Here is a 15,940-nt window from a genome sequence, read left to right on the forward strand (position 1 = left end):
TCGCCGACCTCAGGAGTGCTGTTGAAGCCCTACCCGTTCACCGCCGTCGTCGGGTTGCCGGACCTGCGTCTCGCCTTGGTCCTCTCCTCGATTTCGCCCGCCGTCGGCGGGGTGCTGGTGCGCGGCGAAAAGGGCACCGCGAAGTCGACGATGGTCCGCGCGCTCGCCGGGCTGCTGCCGGGCGTCGACGTCGTGGACGGGTGCCGGTTCTCCTGCGATCCCGCCGCGCCCGACCCGCTCTGCCCGGACGGCCCGCACGACGGCGCCGCGGCGCACCGGCGGCCCGCGAAGCTGGTCGAGCTGCCGGTCGGCGCGGCCGAAGACCGCGTCATCGGCTCGCTGCACCTCGAACGCGCGCTGGCCGAAGGCGTCACGGACTTCCAGCCCGGCCTGCTCGCCGCCGCGCACCGCGGGCTGCTCTACGTCGACGAGGTCAACCTGCTGCACGACCACCTCGTCGACACCCTGCTCGACGCCGCCGCGATGGGCCGCGCGACCGTCGAGCGCGAAGGCGTTTCCGTTTCGCACGCGGCGCGGTTCGTGCTGATCGGCACCATGAACCCGGAAGAGGGCGAGCTGCGCCCGCAGCTGCTGGACCGGTTCGGGCTGACCGTCGAGGTCGCCTCCAGCCGCGACCCCGAGCAGCGCGTCGAGGTCGTCCGCCGGCGCCTCGCCTACGAAGCCGATCCCGACGGTTTCGCCGCGCGGTACGCCGAAGAAGACGCCCGGCTCGCCGAGGAGATCGAGTCGGCGCAAAAGCTCCTGCCCGCGGTCAAGCTGCCCGACGACGCCCTGCGCCAGATCGCCGAGATCTGCGCGTCCTTCGAGGTGGACGGCATGCGCGCGGACATCGTGACCGCCCGCACCGCGGTCGCGCACGCGGCCTGGGCCGGCCGCGACGAGGTCACCACCGAAGACGTCCGCGTCGCCGCGCGGCTCGCGCTGCCGCACCGGCGCCGCCGCAACCCGTTCGACGCGCCCGGCATCTCGGAAGAGCAGCTGGAGCAGGCCCTGCAGGACGCCGGGGCGGGAGAGCAGCCCGGTCCCGAGGACGACGGCCCCGGCTCGGGTTCGACGCCGGACGAGGCCCCGCAGGAGGTTCCCCAGGGCGACGCTCCGCAGGGGCAGCAGCCGCAGCAGCACCAGAACGGCGGGCAGCAGAAGACCGTCGGTGCCGGGGAAACGTTCAAGGCCAAGGTCTTCCGGGTCAAGGGCACGGGCGAGGGCGAGCGTGGCCGGCGCTCGCGCGCGATCACCGACAGCGGCCGCACCATCGGCGTGCAGCCGCCGAGCGTCCGCGACGGACGACCGCACCTGGTCGCGACCGTCAAAGCCGCGGCACCGCACCAGAAAGCCCGCGGCCGCGACGGCGCCGCGCTGAAGCTGCGTCCCGAAGACCTGCGGTACGCGCGGCGGGAAGGCCGCGAGGGCAACCTCGTGCTGTTCTGCGTCGACGCGTCCGGCTCGATGGGCGCGAAGGCCCGCATGCGCGAGGTCAAGACCGCGGTGCTGTCGCTACTGCTCGACGCCTACCAGCGCCGGGACAAGGTCGGGCTGGTCACGTTCCGCGGTGCCGCCGCCGAACTGGCGCTGCCGCCGACGATCAGCGTCGACGCCGCCGCGTCCCGCCTCGAAGGCCTGCCCACCGGCGGCCGGACGCCGCTGGCGGAAGGGCTGCTGGAGGCCGCGCGAGTGCTGCGCGTCGAGGAGATCCGCGACCCGCGGCGCCGTCCGCTGCTCGTCGTCGTCACCGACGGCCGCGCCACCAGCGGCCCGGACGCCGTCGCGCGCGCCCAGGCCGCCGCCGGGCTCCTGACCGGCGTCACGACGGTCGTGATGGACTGCGAGAGCGGCAAGATGCGGCTCGGCCTGGCCGCCGACCTCGCCGCCCACCTGGGCGCGGACCACGTTCCCCTCGCCGACGTCGCCGCCGAATCGCTGGCGGGCGCCGTCCGCGCCCGGACCGGAAGGGCCGCCTGATGCCGCAGGGCAAACCGGAAACCGTGCCGGACGACGGGCTGACCACGCGCCAGCGCCGCAACCGGCCGCTGCTCGCCGTGCACACCGGCGAGATGAAGGGCAAGTCGACGGCCGCGTTCGGGATGGCGCTGCGGGCCTGGAACCAGGGCTGGTCGATCGGCGTGTTCCAGTTCGTCAAGTCGGCGAAGTGGCGCGTGGGCGAGGAAGCCGCGTTCAAGGCGCTGGGCAAGCTGCACGACGACACCGGCGAGGGCGGCCCGGTCGAGTGGCACAAGATGGGCGAGGGCTGGAGCTGGGCGCGCAAGTCCGGCACCGAAGACGACCACGCGGCGAACGCGCGTGAGGGCTGGGCGGAGATCAAGCGCCGGCTCGCGGCCGAGGCGCACGGCTTCTACGTCCTCGACGAGTTCTCCTACCTGCTCAAGTGGGGCTGGCTCGAGGTCGACGACGTCGTGTCCACCCTGGTCTCGCGGCCCGGGCACCAGCACGTCGTCATCACCGGCCGGTACGCGCCGCCGGAGCTGATCGAAGCCGCCGACCTGGTCACCGAGATGACCAAGGTGAAGCACCCGATGGACGCCGGCCAGAAGGGCCAGCGGGGGATCGAGTGGTAGCGCGCGTGGTGATCGCCGCGCCCGGCTCCGGGCACGGCAAGACCACCGTCGCCGCCGGGCTGATGGCGGCCCTGCGCACGGCCGGGCACCGCGTGTCCGGGCACAAGGTCGGGCCGGACTTCATCGACCCGAGCTACCACGCGCTCGCCACCGGGCGGCCCGCGCGCAACCTCGACCCCTTCCTGCAGGGCGAGGACCTGCTGATCCCGTTGCTGCGCCACGGTTCGGCCGGTGCCGACATCGCCGTGATCGAGGGCGTGATGGGCCTGTTCGACGGCGCGCTCGGCACCGAGGGGTACGCCTCGACCGCGCACGTCGCCCGGCTGCTCGACGCGCCGGTCGTGCTCGTCGTCGACGCTTCGGCCGCCTCGCGCAGTGTCGCCGCGACCGTGCTCGGCTTCGCCCACTACGACAACCGTGTGCGGCTCGCCGGCGTCATCCTCAACAAGCTCGGCTCGCAGCGCCACCTCGACGAGATCGCCTCCGCGCTGGAGGCGACCGGCGTCCCGCTCTTGGGCGCGTTGTACCGCAACGAGGAGATCCACGCGCCGAGCCGCCACCTCGGGCTCGTCCCGGCGGCGGAACGGGCCGCGGAAGCGCAGCACGTGCTGCCCGCGCTGGCCGCGTGGGTCACCGAAGGCGTCGACCTCGAAGCGATCGTCCGGATCGCGACCGCCGCACCGCGGCTTTCGGCGCCGCCGTGGGAAGCGCACGGTGTGGACGGTCCGCGCGTGACGGTCGCCGCCGCCGGTGGCGCGGCGTTCACCTTCCGCTACACCGAGAACGTCGAGCTGCTGGCCGCGTGCGGGGTCGACGTGGTCGACGTCGACCCGCTGCGCGACGAAGCCCTGCCCGAGGGGTGCGCCGGGCTGTACTTCGGCGGCGGGTTCCCGGAGGTGCACGCGGCCGAGCTGTCGGCGAACACGGCGTTGCGCGCGCAGGTCGCTTCGGCGATCGAGCGCGGGATGCCGGTCAGCGCCGAATGCGCCGGGCTCCTCTACCTGTGCCAGTCCCTGGATGGCCTCCCGATGGTCGGTGCGGTGCCCGCGGACGCGAAGATGACCGCCCGCGGCAAGCTCGGTTACCGGCGCGCGGTCGCCGTGGAGGACAACCTCCTGGCCGCGGCCGGGCAGCGCGTCACCGGGCACGAGTTCCACCGCACCGAGGTGACGCCTTCGCACGGCGCTAAGGCGGCCTGGGGCTGGGACCGGCAGCTGGACGGGTTCGCGTCGCCGACGCTGCACGCGTCCTACCTGCACGTCCACTGGGCCGGGTACCCGGAGCTGGCGCACCGGTTCGCCGCGCGGGTGCGGGCCCGTGCCTGACTACGACCTCCACCACCACGGCGACCGCGAGGTCGGGCCGGGGCTCGTGGACCTCGCGGTGAACGTCCGCCTCCCGCGGCCGCCCTCCTGGCTGCGTGCCGAACTGGTGTCCGCTTTGGACACTCTGGCGGCCTATCCCTCCTCGGTGGACGCCGCGGCGGCGGTGGCCGCGCGGCACGGGCGTGCGGTGGAAGAAGTCCTGGTCACGGCCGGTGCCGCGGAGGCGTTCACACTGCTGGCGTCGGCTTTGCGGCCGCGCCGCGCCGTCGTCGTGCACCCGCAGTTCACCGAGCCGGAGGCCGCGCTGCGGGCCGCCGGGCACGACGTTTCGCGCGTGATCCTGTCCGAAACGGACGGCTTCGTCCTCGACCCGGCGCTGGTCCCGGCCGACGCCGACCTGGTGTTCGTGGGCAACCCGACCAACCCGACTTCGGTGCTGCACCCCGCTTCCGCGCTGCTGGCCCTGACGCGGCCCGGGCGGCTGCTCGTGGTCGACGAGGCGTTCCTGGACGCGGTGCCCGGCGAAGGGGAAAGCCTCGCCGCCGGTCACCCCGGTGTCGTCGTGCTGCGCAGCCTGACCAAGACGTGGGGCCTGGCCGGGCTGCGGGCGGGGTACGTGCTCGCCGAACCCGGCGTCGTCGAGCGGCTGCGGGCGGTGCAGGTGCCGTGGTCGGTGTCGACCTTGGCCGGGGTCGCCACGGTGGCGTGCTGCCGGCCGTCCGCTTTGGAGGAAGCCGAGAAGCTGGCCTACGCGGCGGAGTCCGACCGCGAATACCTGGTGTCCGGGCTGGCTTCGGCGGGCGTTGCCGTGCTCGGCGACCCGCGCGGCCCGTTCGTGCTGGTGCGGGCTCCCGGCGGCGCGGCGCTGCGGGAGCGGCTGCGCGACGCCGGCTACGCGGTCCGCCGCGGGGACACGTTCCCCGGCCTCGGCCCGGACCACCTGCGCCTGGCCGTGCGCGACCGCGCGACGACGGACGCGTTCTTGAAGGCGCTGGAAGAAGTTCGCTAAACACCGACAGGGGGCTGTCGCCGCCACCGCCCAGAGTGGGCGGAGCCGGGAAACACCCGGTGTGGCAGCGAAGGGAACAGCATGCCCGGATTCAACGACGTCGCCTGGTTCGAGATCGGCGCCACCGACCCGGCGGCCGCCGAACGGTTCTACGGTGACGTCTTCGGCTGGAAGGTCGCGCAGGACGACACGGCGAGCACCGACACGGCGTACCGGGTGATCGACACCGGCGGCTCGCGCGGCGGGCTCTCCACCGGTACCGAGGACTACGCGATCTTCACCGTGCTCGTCGAGGACGTCGCCGCCGCGTGCGAGCGCGCCGAAGCCGCCGGGGGCCGCGTGCAGCGCGCGCCCACCGTCAACCCCGTCGGCGTCACCTTCGCGCACCTGCTCGACCCGGCCGGCAACCATTTTTCCGTGTTCACCCCGCCAAAGTGAGCTGGTCGACGACGCCGTAGGGGATGTCGAGGTCCTCGCGCCGCAACGGGCGGGGCGGGGGCACCTCGGCGGTGACGGCGACGGAGGTGATCCGGTCGGTGCGGAAGGCGCGGATCTCCTCGCGCAGCCGGCACCACGCCACCAGGTACCAGTGGCCGGGCTTGCCGACGTACCCGAGCGGCTCGACGTCCCGCCGCGTCACGGCGCCCGCGCGATCGCGGTAGCCGATGCGCAGGACGCGGCGGGTGTCGAGCACCTGCGGCATCGGCGGTGGGCTGCTCGCGTCGCCGAGCAGGTGGACGCGGGAAGCGAGGTCCTGCGCCGCGGCGGCGTCGTCCTGCCGCATCGCCGCGACGAGCTTGCGCAGCGCCGAGCCGGCTTCGGCGCGGAAGGGCGTGCCGTCCAGCCGGCGCAACGCGAGCGCCATCGCGACGGCTTCGCCGGGCGTGAGGTTGACCGGCGGCAGCGTGTGCGCGCGGTCGAGGCAGTACCCGCCGGTGCGGCCGGGTTCGGCGTAGATCGGGACGCCGGATTGCTGCAGCGCGCCGATGTCGCGCTCCACGGTGCGGGCGCTGACCTCGAACCTGGCCGCGAGCCAGCGCGCGCTGCGCGGCCTCGGTGCCACGGCGCGGAGCTCTTCGACGAGCGCGTACAGACGGTCGGTGCGGTTCACGCGGCCGACTTTAGGGGTGGGGTACGACAGTTTCAGGCGAGCGTGAGGAGGGCGGCCGCGACGGCGGCTTCGACGCCGGCGCCGAGGACGTCTCCGGTGATGCCGCCGAGCCTGGTCGTGCACCGCTTGAGGAGGAGGGCGGTGACTCCGTAGGCGAGGAGTACGGCGAGCGGTCCGCGCCACCAGGGGAGCCCGGGCAGCAGCGTGCTCAGCGCGGCCGCGGCGAGGCCGATGGCGAGCGCGGCGGTGCGGGGGACCGAGCCGGCGACGGTGGCGCCGAGGCCTTCCGGGCGCGCGGAGGGGACGCCGTTCGCGCAGGCCATGGAGAGCGTGCACCTTCCGATGAGGACGGCGGCGAACGCTTGGTAAGGGGTGGTGAGGGCGCCGGCTTGGACGAGGAGGGTGAGGACGAGGGTGGCGACGCCGGTGGGGCCCGCGTCGCCGCGGCGCATGACGTCGAGGGCTTTGGTGCGGTCGTAGGACGCGCCGAGGCCGTCGGCGGTGTCGGCGAGGCCGTCGAGGTGGAGGCCGCGGCTGCCGAGCGCGACGGCCCCGATGGCGAGGGCGGCGGTGGCGAGGGCCGGGAGGTGGAGCGCTTGCCCGGCGGCGGCGGCGAGCCCGGCGGCGAGCGCCAGGGGGACGGCGGCGAGGGGGGCCAGGAGCATGGCGCCGCCCGCCGTGCGGCGGTCGATGACCCGGGGCGCCGGGACGGGGATGGTGGTGAGGGTCCCGACGGCCATCCGCGCGGAGTCGGCCCAGCGGCTCACGGCTGGTTGTCCACAGGTGGCTCGGCGGTGGCTGAGTTGTCCACAGATCGCCGAGCGGGGGTTTCGGCGGTGCGGCGGCCGGTAGACTGGACGTGGGACGGCCCCCTGGGAGTGGTGGGGTTTTGTCTTCTCCCGGGGGCGGCCAGGCAGCAACTGCCCGGGCCGGAGCCGGGGGCCGTGGACGTCAGGTCGGGGCCCCCGGGCGGCTCGTGCGTCACGCCAGGTCCGCCAGCAGGCCCATGTCCGCCAGGATCGCCCGGGCCGCTCGCAGGGCCGGGACCGCCTGCACCGCGCCGCTGCCTTCGCCCAGCCGCAGGCCGAAGTCCAGGATCGGCTCCAAGCCCAGTGCCTTCAGCGCGAACGCCTGCGACGGCTCCGTCGACCGGTGCCCGGCCAGCCACCACTGCTCCACGCCCGGGGCGATGTCCCGGGCGACCAAGGCCGCCGCGCCGGAGAACACGCCGTCCAGCAGGACCGGGATGCCTCGGACCGCCGCCTCCACCAGGAAGCCCGCCGTGGCCGCGAGGCATGCGCTGCCCAGCGTCGTCAGGCGGTCGAACGGGTCCTCGACGCGGCCCTCTGCCCGCGACAAAGCCGCGGCCACCGCCGAAGTCTTGCGGGACAGGCCCGCCGCGTCCACGCCCGTGCCCGTGCCGACCACCTCCGCGGCCGGGAGGCCCAGGGAAGCCGCGACCACCGCCGCGCACACCGCGGTGTTGCCGATGCCCATGTCGCCCGGGATCAGCAGGTCCGCGCCGGCCTCCTCGGCGGCGATCGCCCGGCCCGCCTCGAACGCCGCGCGTGCTTCGCCGGGAGCCAGGGCGTCCTCGACGTCGATCGAGCCCGAACCGCGGCGGATCTTGTGGGCCGTCACCGCGGCCGGTACGTCCGAACCGTCCCAATCCACGCCGAGGTCGGCCACCCGGACCTGCGCGCCGACCTGCGCGGCCAGCACGTTCACGCCGCTCTTGCCCGCCAGGAACACCCGGACCATCGCCGCCGTCACCTCGCGCGGGTACGCCGAGAGCGCCGACACGCCGTGGTCGCCCGCGAAGACCACCACCCGGACGTCGTCGAGCGGGCGCGGCGGGACGCTGCCGTGCGCCGCGGACAGCCAGGCCGCCAGCTCCTCCAGTCTGCCGAGCGCGCCGAGCGGTTTGACCAGGCCGTCGAGCCGCTCCAGCGCGGCGGCGCGGGCGGCGGGGTCGGGCACGGGTACGTCGAACACGGGCGCCTCCAGCTACAGGTCGAGCGCCCGGCCCGCGACGACCAGCACGACCCGGTCGGCGTCGGCGGACACCCGGTTGTTGAGTGCGCCCAGCACATCACGGAACAGCCGTCCGGACGACGTTGCGGGCACCACACCGCTGCCGACTTCGTTGCTGACCGCGACCACCGGCACCCTCGCCGCGGCCCACGCGGCGAGGAAGTCTTCGAGCCGGTCGTCCAGCCGGTGCTCCCAGCCGCGCTTCTGGTCCCACGCGCCGACGTCGTCGAGGACGCGGGAGAGCCAGGTGCCGAGGCAGTCGATGAGCAGCGGCTCGGTCGCCGTGCGCAGGGTGCCGGCGAGGTCGGTCGTCTCGACGGTCTTCCAGTGCGACGGCCGCCGCGCCTGGTGCGCGGCCACCCGGGCGGCCCATTCGGGGTCGTCTTCGCCCGCGGGCAGGCCGGGCGCGACGTAGACGAGGTGCGGGTGGCCGGCGACGAGCCGCTCGGCGTGCCGCGACTTCCCCGAGCGGACCCCGCCCAGGACGAGCACCTTGCCTTCGTCGCGTCCGTACCGGCGGAGGGCGCGTGCCAGGGTCTCGAGGTACCCGGCGAGCCGGTAGGTCAGCTTGGTCATACCCGGCATTGTGGTGCACGCGCTACCGTGCGCCACGTGCCACTCCGTCTAGGGACAACAGCGGCCGGACTCGTTACCGGATACGTCGCCGACGCTCTGTTCGGTGACCCCCGAACGGGCCATCCGGTCGCCCTGTTCGGCAGTGCCGCGGCTCGCCTGGAACACCGTCTGTGGGCGGACTCGAAGCCGCGCGGAGTCGCGTACGCGGGGTTGTGCACCTTCGCCGCCGTAGGGCTGGGCGTCGCGCTTCAGACGGCGACGCGGCGAAGCCCTTTCGCGCGCTTCGCGGTCACTGCCGCGTCCACCTGGGTCGTGCTCGGGGGCCGTGGGCTCGCCGCCGAAGGCGCCGAAATGGCCAGACTGCTCGAAGCGGGCGAAGTGCCCGGAGCGCGTCAGCGGCTCTCGCACCTCTGCGCGCGCGACGCGACGACGCTCGACACCGCCGAGCTGACCCGCGCGGCCACCGAGTCGATCGCCGAGAACACGTCGGACGCCGTGGTCGCGCCGCTGTTCTGGGGTGCGGTGGCCGGGCTGCCGGGCCTGCTCGGCTACCGGGCGCTCAACACGCTCGACGCGATGGTCGGCTACCGCTCCCCGCGGTACCGGAACTTCGGCTGGGCCGCGGCGCGGGCCGACGACGTGGCCAACCTGGTGCCCTCGCGGCTGGGTGCGGCGCTCGTGGTGGTGTGCGCGGGCGGCCGGGCGCGGGAATCCTGGCGGGTGTGGCGCCGGGACGGTTCGCGGCACCCCAGCCCGAACGCCGGCCAGGTCGAGGCGGCTTTCGCGGGCGCGCTGGGCATCCGGCTCGGCGGCACGAACAGCTACGGCGGTGAGGTCGAGAGCCGGGCGAGGCTGGGGGACGGGCGCGACCCGGAGCCGGTGGACCTGAGGCGCGCGGTGCTCTTGTCCCGCCTGGTCGGGGCGGCGGCGGTCCTCGCCGCGGCAGCGGTGGCGGCGCGATGAGCGGCCTTCTCGTCGCCGGGACGACGTCCGATGCCGGGAAGAGCCTGGTCACCGCCGGGATCTGCCGGTGGCTCGCCCGTCGCGGCGTCCGTGTGGCGCCCTTCAAAGCTCAGAACATGTCCAACAACTCGATGGTCTGCGGCGACGGCGCCGAGATCGGCCGGGCGCAGTGGGTGCAGGCCCGCGCCGCCGGGGTCGAGCCCGAGGCCGCCATGAACCCCGTGCTGCTCAAGCCCGGCAGCGACCGGCGCAGTCACGTCGTCGCGCTCGGGAAGCCGTTCGGGACGCTCGAAGCCGGCGAGTACGCCACCGGGCGGGCCGGGCTCGCGGAGATCGCCTTCCAAGCGTTCGAGGACCTCAGCGGGCGCTACGAAGTCGTCGTCTGCGAGGGCGCCGGCAGCCCGGCGGAGATCAACCTCCGCGGCGGCGACTACGTCAACATGGGGCTGGCGCGGCGGTTCGGCCTGCCGGTGCTGGTCGTCGGCGACATCGACCGCGGGGGCGTGCTGGCCGCGATGTTCGGCACCCTCGCGCTGCTTTCGGCCGAAGACCAGGCGCTCGTCGCGGGCTGGGTGGTCAACAAGTTCCGCGGCGACGTCGGCCTGCTGCGCCCGGGCCTGGACAGCCTCGAAAAGGTCACCGGACGGCCCGTGCTGGGCGTCCTGCCCTGGCTCGACCGCGTGTGGATCGACTCCGAGGACGCGCTGGCGGCGGCGGGCTGGCGCCGGGAGGCCCACGGTCGTGGCCTGCGCGTGGCCGTCGTGCGGTTCCCGCGCGCGTCCAACGCCACCGACGTCGACGCGCTCGCTGCGGAACCCGGGGTCACCGTGACGCTGACCGCCGATCCCGACGTCGTCGTGGCCGCGGACGTCGTCGTGCTGCCCGGTTCGCGCGCCACCGTCGACGACCTCACCTGGCTGCGCGACCGCGGCCTCGACACGGCGGTCGCGGCCCGTAAGACCGCCGGCCGGCCGGTGCTCGGCATCTGCGGTGGCTACCAGATGCTCGCGGAGTCCATTGTGGACGACGTCGAGTCCGGCGCCGGTGCGGTGCCCGGCCTCGGCCTGCTGCCGGCGCGGGTGACGTTCGCCGCCGAGAAGGTCCTCGCCCGGCCGTCGGGCGAATGGCGCGGCAACCCCGTGCTCGCCTACGAGATTCACCACGGTTCGGTGACTGTGAACACCGCCGCGGAGTCCTTTTTGGACGGTGTACGCGCCGGCCCGGTGTGGGGCACGATGTGGCACGGCGCCTTCGAGAACGATGCCTTCCGCCGCGCGTGGCTCACCGAAGCGGCGGCGCAGGCCGGCATCGAGTGGGCCCCGGCGCCCGATGCGTCCGGGTTCGGGGACCTGCGCGAGGAAATGCTCGACAAGCTCGCGGACGCGATCGAGGAGCACCTGGACGCGGCGACGCTGCTGGCGTTGCTCGACCGGGGCGCGCCGGCGGGACTTCCGTTCGTCCCGCCGGGCGCTCCCTAGTCAGGCGGCGACGGCGACGGTCTTCTTGTTCAACGCCTTCTCCGCGAACGCGCCGAACGCCAGGCCCAGCGCGAGCCACAGCGTCACCTGGGTGCCGACCGACGCCGTGCGGAAGCTCCACAGCGTCGACGCCGGGAACTCCGCCGGGACCTCGTCGACCACCGGCATCAGCCAGGCCACCACCCCGATCACGACGAGGTAGCCCGCCGCGGCGAGGAGGAAGCCGTTCCAGGCGCCGAAGCGGTCGGCCAGCTTGCGGCCGAACACCGTCGCGAGGATGCCCGCGAGCAGGGACACCGCGACGAACCCGAAGTACAGCTCGGTGCGCGAGCCGATCGTGCCCGGCTGGCCCACCGCGGGCGGGTTGGCCGGGTACTTCAGGAACGGCACCAGGAACACCACGGCGAACGCGCCCGCGGTGAGCAGCAGCGCCGTCACCCTCGGCCGGAGGTTGCCGAGCCGGCCTTGGGCGAACGCGAAGGCGAGCGAGAGCAGGCCGCCGATCGCCACGCCGTAGACGAGGACGCCGGCGAGCAGGCCGGCGGTGCTCTGGACGTCCCGGGGGACGAGCTCCTCTTCGTGCTCTCCAGCGGGCTCGGCGCCGGTGCCCGCGTCGTGCGAGTGGGAATGGCCGCCGGACTCTTCGAGGCCGATGGCGGTGTTCACCGACGGCTCACCGAAGGCGTAGGCGAACCCGAACGCGAGCACACCGGCGATCAGGCCCGCGAGCATGCCGCGGACCAGCAGGGTCTTCATCATGGGAGTGCGTGCCGCCGATCAGTGGCAGGGGAAGGCCAGCAGGTGCCGGCCGTCGTGCACGAACTCGTGGACGTACATGTTCGCGAACACCGCGGTGGCGCCCTGCTCGGCGCTCACGAAGTACAGCGCGATCAGCGCGAGGAGCACCACGAACACCGCCCACGGCACGATCTCACGGATCGGGATGCGGATCGGGAGCGGGACGGCGGGAACTGCCGGGTGGGACATGAGCGTGGCCTCCTCGGGCTTTCGCGGCCTCATCGGGGTCGGTCACGAGGGTCCGGGTCTGGCTTCCCCCTGGCGGGGGTCACAGTGGCGCGACCGCGCGGACTTGCACCGCGTTCCGGAATCTCCTCGTCTGGCCGGTTGAGCGTAGGTCCGCCGTTCCGCGCGCGTCAATGTGACAATGCCGCGGTGACTCGAATGGTGGCGGCCCTCGATGTGGGCGGGACGACGATCAAGGCGGCGTTGCTCGACGAGCAGCTGCAGCCCCAGGCGGCACTGCGGGCGGAGACGGCCCGCAGCGCGGACGGGACGGCGCTGGCGGCGCAGGTCGTGGACATCGTGGCCGCGCTGGCGGAGCAGGCGGGCACCGGGCAGCCCGCCGCCGTCGGCGTCGTGGTGCCCGGGATCGTCGACGAGCAGACCCGGATCTGCCACTTCTCCGCCAACCTCGACTGGCGCGAAGTGCACTTCGGCGAGCTCCTGGAAGGACGGCTGGGGCTGCCGGTGGCGTTCGGGCACGACGTCACCGCGGGCGGCATCGCCGAGTTCCGGGTCGGCGCCGGGCAGGGTGCGACGAACGCGGCGTTCATCCCGGTCGGCACCGGGATCGCGGCCGCGCTGCTGCTCGACGGCCGGATCCACCGCGCGCACGGGCAGGCGGGCGAGGTCGGCCACATCGACGTGGGCCACCCCGGCAAGTGCGGCTGCGGCGCGACCGGCTGCCTGGAGGCGATCTCGTCGGCGGCCGCGATCGCCCGCCGCTACACCGAGCGCACCGGCCGCCCGGCCGACGGCGCCCGCGAAGTGGTCGAGCTGGCCCGCGGCGGCGACGAGGTCGCGGTCGCGGTGGTCCAGGACGCCCTCGACGGGCTCGGCCACGGCATCCGGACGCTGCTGACGCTGCTCGGCCCGGAGGTGATCGTCCTGGGCGGCGGCCTGTTCACCGCGGCCGACTACGTGCTGGAGCCGGTGCGCGAGTGGCTGGCCGCGCACCTGACGTTCCAGACGATGCCGGAGCTGCGGATCGCGAAGCTGGGCGACGAAGCCGGCCGCCTGGGCGCCGGCCTGCTGGCTCTGGACCTGCTGGACGGCTAAGCCAGGAGGACGTCGACCCCGGCCGCTTCGAACGCCGCGACGTGGCCGGGGTCCGCGCCCGAATCCGTGATCAGCCGGTCGACCGCCGTCGTGTCGCAGATGCGGGCGAAGGCGTGGCCGCCCAGCTTGCCGCTGTCCGCGATCACCACCACGTGCCGGGCCCGCGAAGCCATCAGCCGGTTGATGCTCGCCTCGCCCTCGTGGTGGGCGTACGCGCCGCGCTCGGCGTCGAACGCGTCCACGCCGAGGAACAGCAGGTCGAGCGTGATCTGGTCGAGGAACAGGGTCGCCAGCGGCCCGGTCAGCTCGAAGGAGTGCTGCCGCGCGACGCCGCCGGTCACCACGATCTTGATGTGCGGGCGCACCGCCAGCTCGTGGGCGATGTTGAGCGCGTTGGTCACCACGGTCAGCGCCGGGGAGCCGTCCCGGCCGGGTGCTTCCGGGCGCAGCGCGAGCGCGCGGGCGACCTGGGTGCTCGTCGTGCCCCCGTTGAGCCCGATCACCATGCCGCGTTCGACCAGGCCGGCGGCGGCGGCGCTGATGCGCTGCTTTTCGGGGGCGTTGCGCGCGGCTTTGTGCCGCAGCGGCAGGTCGTAGGCCACGTTGCTGGCCACCGCGCCGCCCCGCGTGCGGGTCAGCAGCCGGCGCCCGGCCAGGTGGTCAAGGTCGCGCCGGATCGTCGCGGGGGAGACGTCGAGCTCATCCGCGGAGGCCTCGACGTCGATCTTTTCCCGCTGCCCCACCATGTCCAGCAGTGCGCTGAGCCGTTCGTGCCGGTCCAAGCCCATCCCTCCGCAGCACCTTCCCGAGCTGCCAAGGTACTACGCGTGACGGTGCCGGGACGCGGAAACGCGGGCCCCGTGCGGGGCCCGCGTTCCGGTGCCTAGCGGATCAGAACCACCACTGGGACTTGCCGCCCGCGATGAAGTCCCACAGCTGCAGCTTCGTGCCGTTGCCGCCCACCGTGCCCTCGGCGGTCAGGTAGCGCGGGCTGGCCGGGGTCTGCTGGCGCAGGTAGCCCTCGGGGATCTCGGTCAGGCTCCACCACTGGTTCTTGCCACCGGCCTGGAAGTCCCAGAGCTGGATCTTGGTGCCGTTCTTGCCGATCGAGTTCGCGTCGGCGTCGAGGTACCGGCCGCTCTGGTAGTTCTGGAACCGGTAGTAGCCCTCCGGGTTCTGCGTCAGCCACCACGCCTGGTTCGGGGCGGTGTCGTTGCAGTCCCACAGCTGGACCTTCGTGCCGTTGGCGTTGATGGTGTTCGCGTCGGCGTCCCAGCAGCGGCCGAAGGCCGCGGACTCGATGATGTACGGGCCCGGGTCGACGGCCGCGGCGGCCATCGTGTTCGTCGACTTCTTCTGCTGGACGCCGGCCACCTTCGCCGGGCGCAGCTTGAGCTGGCCGAGCGACGAGACCGCGGTGCCCTTGCCGTCGGCGGGCGCGGCGCCGGCCTGCGGCACGGCGATCAGGCCGAACAGGCCCGCGGTCGCGGCGACCGTCACCATCAGGCGCTTCATCTTCGTCATCGTTCCCCTTTTCGGATCATCGGTGTGCTGACGACGAAGGCGCGCGGCAACCGGCGCCGGGCCGCTGCGGCCCGGCGCCGGGAAGTGCCGGCGAATCCCCCTCGTCGAGACCGCGAACCCCCGAAAGCGGTCTCTGAAACCATCATTCAGGGCCGGTCCGTCCCCGTCGAGAAGATTTCCCGGAGAGGCAAAAACGCAGGTCAGATATGTAACGGAACGAGATCTTCACCCGATGGAGGGGCAAAGACCCGGGGGGATCGTGCGCATCGAACTGACGTTGCCGGACCTCGTCCGCGTCGGCCTCGCCGCCGCGGCCGACCCGATGGGTGAGCTGGCCGCGAGCCTGCAGCTCCTGCAGCGGCGCGACGGCGGCCGCAACGCGGCTTCCGCGGCGTTCAACCGGTGGCGCTACCGCGTCTGGCAGGGGCTGCCGGACTCCGCGGCGGTGCTGATGTGGCTGTGCCGGCCGGACGCGCCGATCCCGGAGTTCCTGGTGCCCGCGGCGGGCCGCTACGACCTCGAGACAGGGCTCGCGGCGGTGCTGAAGGCGGATCCGGTGAGCCTCAAGGCATCGCTGCGCACCGCGCCGCCCGATCGTGACCTGCCGTCGTGGGCGGCCGCGTTCGCCGACGGCGACACCGCGGGCCTGCCCCGATTGGTCCAGGCCATGCAGGACTACCACGACCTGGCGGTCGCGCCGGGCTGGGACGCGGTGTGCGCGCAGGTGGACGCGGACCTCGGGATGCGCACGCAGGTGCTGCTCCACGGCGGCGTCGACGCGCTCCTGACCGGCCTGCGCCCGAAGATCCGCTGGGCGGCACCGGTCCTGGAGGCCGACGACGGGCTCCCCGGCTCGCTCCCGTCGGAAGGCACCGGCCTGCTGCTGGTGCCGACGTACTTTTCGGTGGGCCCGGCGCTGGTCCCGCCGGTGCCGGGCGGCGTCCCCCGGCTGCTCTACCCGTGCGTCCGCCACGCGGCGCACGCCGCGGGCCTCGACCGGGCGGTCCGGAAGCCGCCGGGCAACGCGCTGGCGGACCTGCTGGGCCCGACCCGCGCGGCGGCGCTGACCATCCTGGCGGTCGGCTGCTCGACGTCGGAACTGGCGGCCCGGCTGGGGGTCACGCCGTCGGCGGTCAGCAAGCACACGACGGTGCTGCGGCGCGCCGGGCTGATCATCACGCACCGGGAGCGCAACACCGTGCTGCACTCGCTCACCCCGCTGGGAAGCGCTCTCTTGGACAGCTGAC

Annotated in this window: 17 protein-coding genes; 9 read left to right on the top strand and 8 right to left on the bottom strand. The window is 73.9% G+C overall.

Annotated elements, in window-relative coordinates; genetic code table 11:
• Nucleotides 1-21: 21 nt before the first annotated feature.
• From AB0B33_RS20775 to AB0B33_RS20795, 5 genes are all read left to right on the top strand, one after another.
• Nucleotides 22-1,980, top strand: coding sequence for a putative cobaltochelatase (locus AB0B33_RS20775; protein ID WP_360774090.1), 1,959 nt, complete (start codon nucleotides 22-24; stop codon nucleotides 1,978-1,980).
• Nucleotides 1,980-2,594: a cob(I)yrinic acid a,c-diamide adenosyltransferase gene (cobO, locus tag AB0B33_RS20780; RefSeq protein WP_360774093.1), complete on the top strand. Its 615-nt coding sequence runs from the start codon at nucleotides 1,980-1,982 to the stop codon at nucleotides 2,592-2,594. Before AB0B33_RS20775 ends, cobO begins: the two co-directional genes overlap by 1 nt.
• Nucleotides 2,588-3,919: a cobyrinate a,c-diamide synthase gene (locus AB0B33_RS20785; RefSeq protein WP_360774096.1), complete on the top strand. Its 1,332-nt coding sequence runs from the start codon at nucleotides 2,588-2,590 to the stop codon at nucleotides 3,917-3,919. Before cobO ends, AB0B33_RS20785 begins: the two co-directional genes overlap by 7 nt.
• A complete protein-coding gene (gene cobC, locus AB0B33_RS20790; RefSeq protein ID WP_360774099.1) occupies nucleotides 3,912-4,928 on the top strand; it encodes an Rv2231c family pyridoxal phosphate-dependent protein CobC in 1,017 nt (338 codons plus the stop codon). Before AB0B33_RS20785 ends, cobC begins: the two co-directional genes overlap by 8 nt.
• 81 nt (nucleotides 4,929-5,009) lie before the next feature.
• On the top strand, nucleotides 5,010-5,366 hold the full coding sequence (locus tag AB0B33_RS20795; protein WP_247019939.1) for a VOC family protein: 357 nt from the start codon (nucleotides 5,010-5,012) through the stop codon (nucleotides 5,364-5,366).
• Here AB0B33_RS20795 and AB0B33_RS20800 read toward each other — a convergent pair.
• The 4 genes from AB0B33_RS20800 to AB0B33_RS20815 all read right to left on the bottom strand — a co-directional run bounded on the left by AB0B33_RS20800 (nucleotide 5,350) and on the right by AB0B33_RS20815 (nucleotide 8,649).
• Nucleotides 5,350-6,039: a YafY family protein gene (locus AB0B33_RS20800; protein WP_247019941.1), complete on the bottom strand. Its 690-nt coding sequence runs from the start codon at nucleotides 6,037-6,039 to the stop codon at nucleotides 5,350-5,352. The two genes, AB0B33_RS20795 and AB0B33_RS20800, sit on opposite strands and share 17 nt — an antisense overlap.
• Before the next feature lie 32 nt (nucleotides 6,040-6,071).
• Complete coding sequence (locus AB0B33_RS20805) at nucleotides 6,072-6,779, bottom strand: adenosylcobinamide-GDP ribazoletransferase (protein WP_360774160.1); 708 nt, start codon at nucleotides 6,777-6,779, stop codon at nucleotides 6,072-6,074.
• A gap of 241 nt (nucleotides 6,780-7,020) precedes the next feature.
• On the bottom strand, nucleotides 7,021-8,034 hold the full coding sequence (gene cobT / locus AB0B33_RS20810; RefSeq protein WP_360774103.1) for a nicotinate-nucleotide--dimethylbenzimidazole phosphoribosyltransferase: 1,014 nt from the start codon (nucleotides 8,032-8,034) through the stop codon (nucleotides 7,021-7,023).
• A 12-nt stretch (nucleotides 8,035-8,046) separates the two neighbouring features.
• On the bottom strand, nucleotides 8,047-8,649 hold the full coding sequence (locus AB0B33_RS20815) for a bifunctional adenosylcobinamide kinase/adenosylcobinamide-phosphate guanylyltransferase (RefSeq protein ID WP_360774106.1): 603 nt from the start codon (nucleotides 8,647-8,649) through the stop codon (nucleotides 8,047-8,049).
• A 36-nt stretch (nucleotides 8,650-8,685) separates the two neighbouring features.
• On the opposite strand from AB0B33_RS20815, the gene AB0B33_RS20820 reads away from it, so the two are divergent.
• Together AB0B33_RS20820 and AB0B33_RS20825 are read left to right on the top strand one after the other, a co-directional pair.
• Nucleotides 8,686-9,612 carry a cobalamin biosynthesis protein gene (locus AB0B33_RS20820; RefSeq protein ID WP_360774109.1) on the top strand — a complete coding sequence of 309 codons (927 nt, stop codon included), beginning with the start codon at nucleotides 8,686-8,688 and terminating at the stop codon, nucleotides 9,610-9,612.
• Nucleotides 9,609-11,090, top strand: a complete 1,482-nt coding sequence (locus tag AB0B33_RS20825) for a cobyric acid synthase (protein WP_360774112.1) — start codon at nucleotides 9,609-9,611, stop codon at nucleotides 11,088-11,090. Before AB0B33_RS20820 ends, AB0B33_RS20825 begins: the two co-directional genes overlap by 4 nt.
• On the opposite strand, the gene AB0B33_RS20830 is transcribed toward AB0B33_RS20825, so the two are convergent.
• On the bottom strand, nucleotides 11,091-11,849 hold the full coding sequence (locus tag AB0B33_RS20830) for a CbtA family protein (protein ID WP_360774115.1): 759 nt from the start codon (nucleotides 11,847-11,849) through the stop codon (nucleotides 11,091-11,093).
• 18 nt (nucleotides 11,850-11,867) lie between these two features.
• The gene (locus AB0B33_RS20835) at nucleotides 11,868-12,077 is read right to left on the bottom strand and encodes a CbtB-domain containing protein (protein ID WP_086864381.1); all 210 of its coding nucleotides are present in this window, start codon (nucleotides 12,075-12,077) and stop codon (nucleotides 11,868-11,870) included.
• Nucleotides 12,078-12,272: 195 nt separating this feature from the next.
• On the opposite strand from AB0B33_RS20835, the gene AB0B33_RS20840 reads away from it, so the two are divergent.
• Nucleotides 12,273-13,169 carry an ROK family protein gene (locus AB0B33_RS20840; RefSeq protein ID WP_247025027.1) on the top strand — a complete coding sequence of 299 codons (897 nt, stop codon included), beginning with the start codon at nucleotides 12,273-12,275 and terminating at the stop codon, nucleotides 13,167-13,169.
• On the opposite strand, the gene AB0B33_RS20845 is transcribed toward AB0B33_RS20840, so the two are convergent.
• Nucleotides 13,166-13,951, bottom strand: a complete 786-nt coding sequence (locus AB0B33_RS20845; protein ID WP_360774163.1) for a DeoR/GlpR family DNA-binding transcription regulator — start codon at nucleotides 13,949-13,951, stop codon at nucleotides 13,166-13,168. The genes AB0B33_RS20840 and AB0B33_RS20845 overlap by 4 nt on opposite strands.
• A gap of 109 nt (nucleotides 13,952-14,060) precedes the next feature.
• Nucleotides 14,061-14,693, bottom strand: coding sequence for an RICIN domain-containing protein (locus tag AB0B33_RS20850; RefSeq protein WP_247019954.1), 633 nt, complete (start codon nucleotides 14,691-14,693; stop codon nucleotides 14,061-14,063).
• 259 nt (nucleotides 14,694-14,952) lie between these two features.
• Between AB0B33_RS20850 and AB0B33_RS20855 the strand changes: the two genes are divergently transcribed.
• Entirely contained in the window at nucleotides 14,953-15,939 is a 987-nt protein-coding gene (locus tag AB0B33_RS20855) for a winged helix-turn-helix domain-containing protein (RefSeq protein ID WP_360774118.1), read from the top strand.
• Nucleotide 15,940 lies beyond the last annotated feature (1 nt).

The sequence above is a fragment of the Amycolatopsis sp. NPDC049159 genome (assembly GCF_040648295.1).
Classification (GTDB): Bacteria; Actinomycetota; Actinomycetes; order Mycobacteriales; family Pseudonocardiaceae; genus Amycolatopsis; species Amycolatopsis pretoriensis_A.

Bases quoted from the DNA above. Each gene is read 5' to 3' on its own strand.
- cobO (WP_360774093.1), top strand. From the start codon at position 1,980: ATGCCGCAGGGCAAACCGGAAACCGTGCCGGACGACGGGCTGACCACG.
- AB0B33_RS20795 (WP_247019939.1), top strand. From the start codon at position 5,010: ATGCCCGGATTCAACGACGTCGCCTGGTTCGAGATCGGCGCCACCGAC.
- AB0B33_RS20805 (WP_360774160.1), bottom strand. From the start codon at position 6,779: ATGGCCGTCGGGACCCTCACCACCATCCCCGTCCCGGCGCCCCGGGTC.
- AB0B33_RS20815 (WP_360774106.1), bottom strand. From the start codon at position 8,649: ATGACCAAGCTGACCTACCGGCTCGCCGGGTACCTCGAGACCCTGGCA.
- AB0B33_RS20825 (WP_360774112.1), top strand. From the start codon at position 9,609: ATGAGCGGCCTTCTCGTCGCCGGGACGACGTCCGATGCCGGGAAGAGC.
- AB0B33_RS20830 (WP_360774115.1), bottom strand. From the start codon at position 11,849: ATGATGAAGACCCTGCTGGTCCGCGGCATGCTCGCGGGCCTGATCGCC.
- AB0B33_RS20835 (WP_086864381.1), bottom strand. From the start codon at position 12,077: ATGTCCCACCCGGCAGTTCCCGCCGTCCCGCTCCCGATCCGCATCCCG.
- AB0B33_RS20840 (WP_247025027.1), top strand. From the start codon at position 12,273: ATGGTGGCGGCCCTCGATGTGGGCGGGACGACGATCAAGGCGGCGTTG.
- AB0B33_RS20850 (WP_247019954.1), bottom strand. From the start codon at position 14,693: ATGACGAAGATGAAGCGCCTGATGGTGACGGTCGCCGCGACCGCGGGC.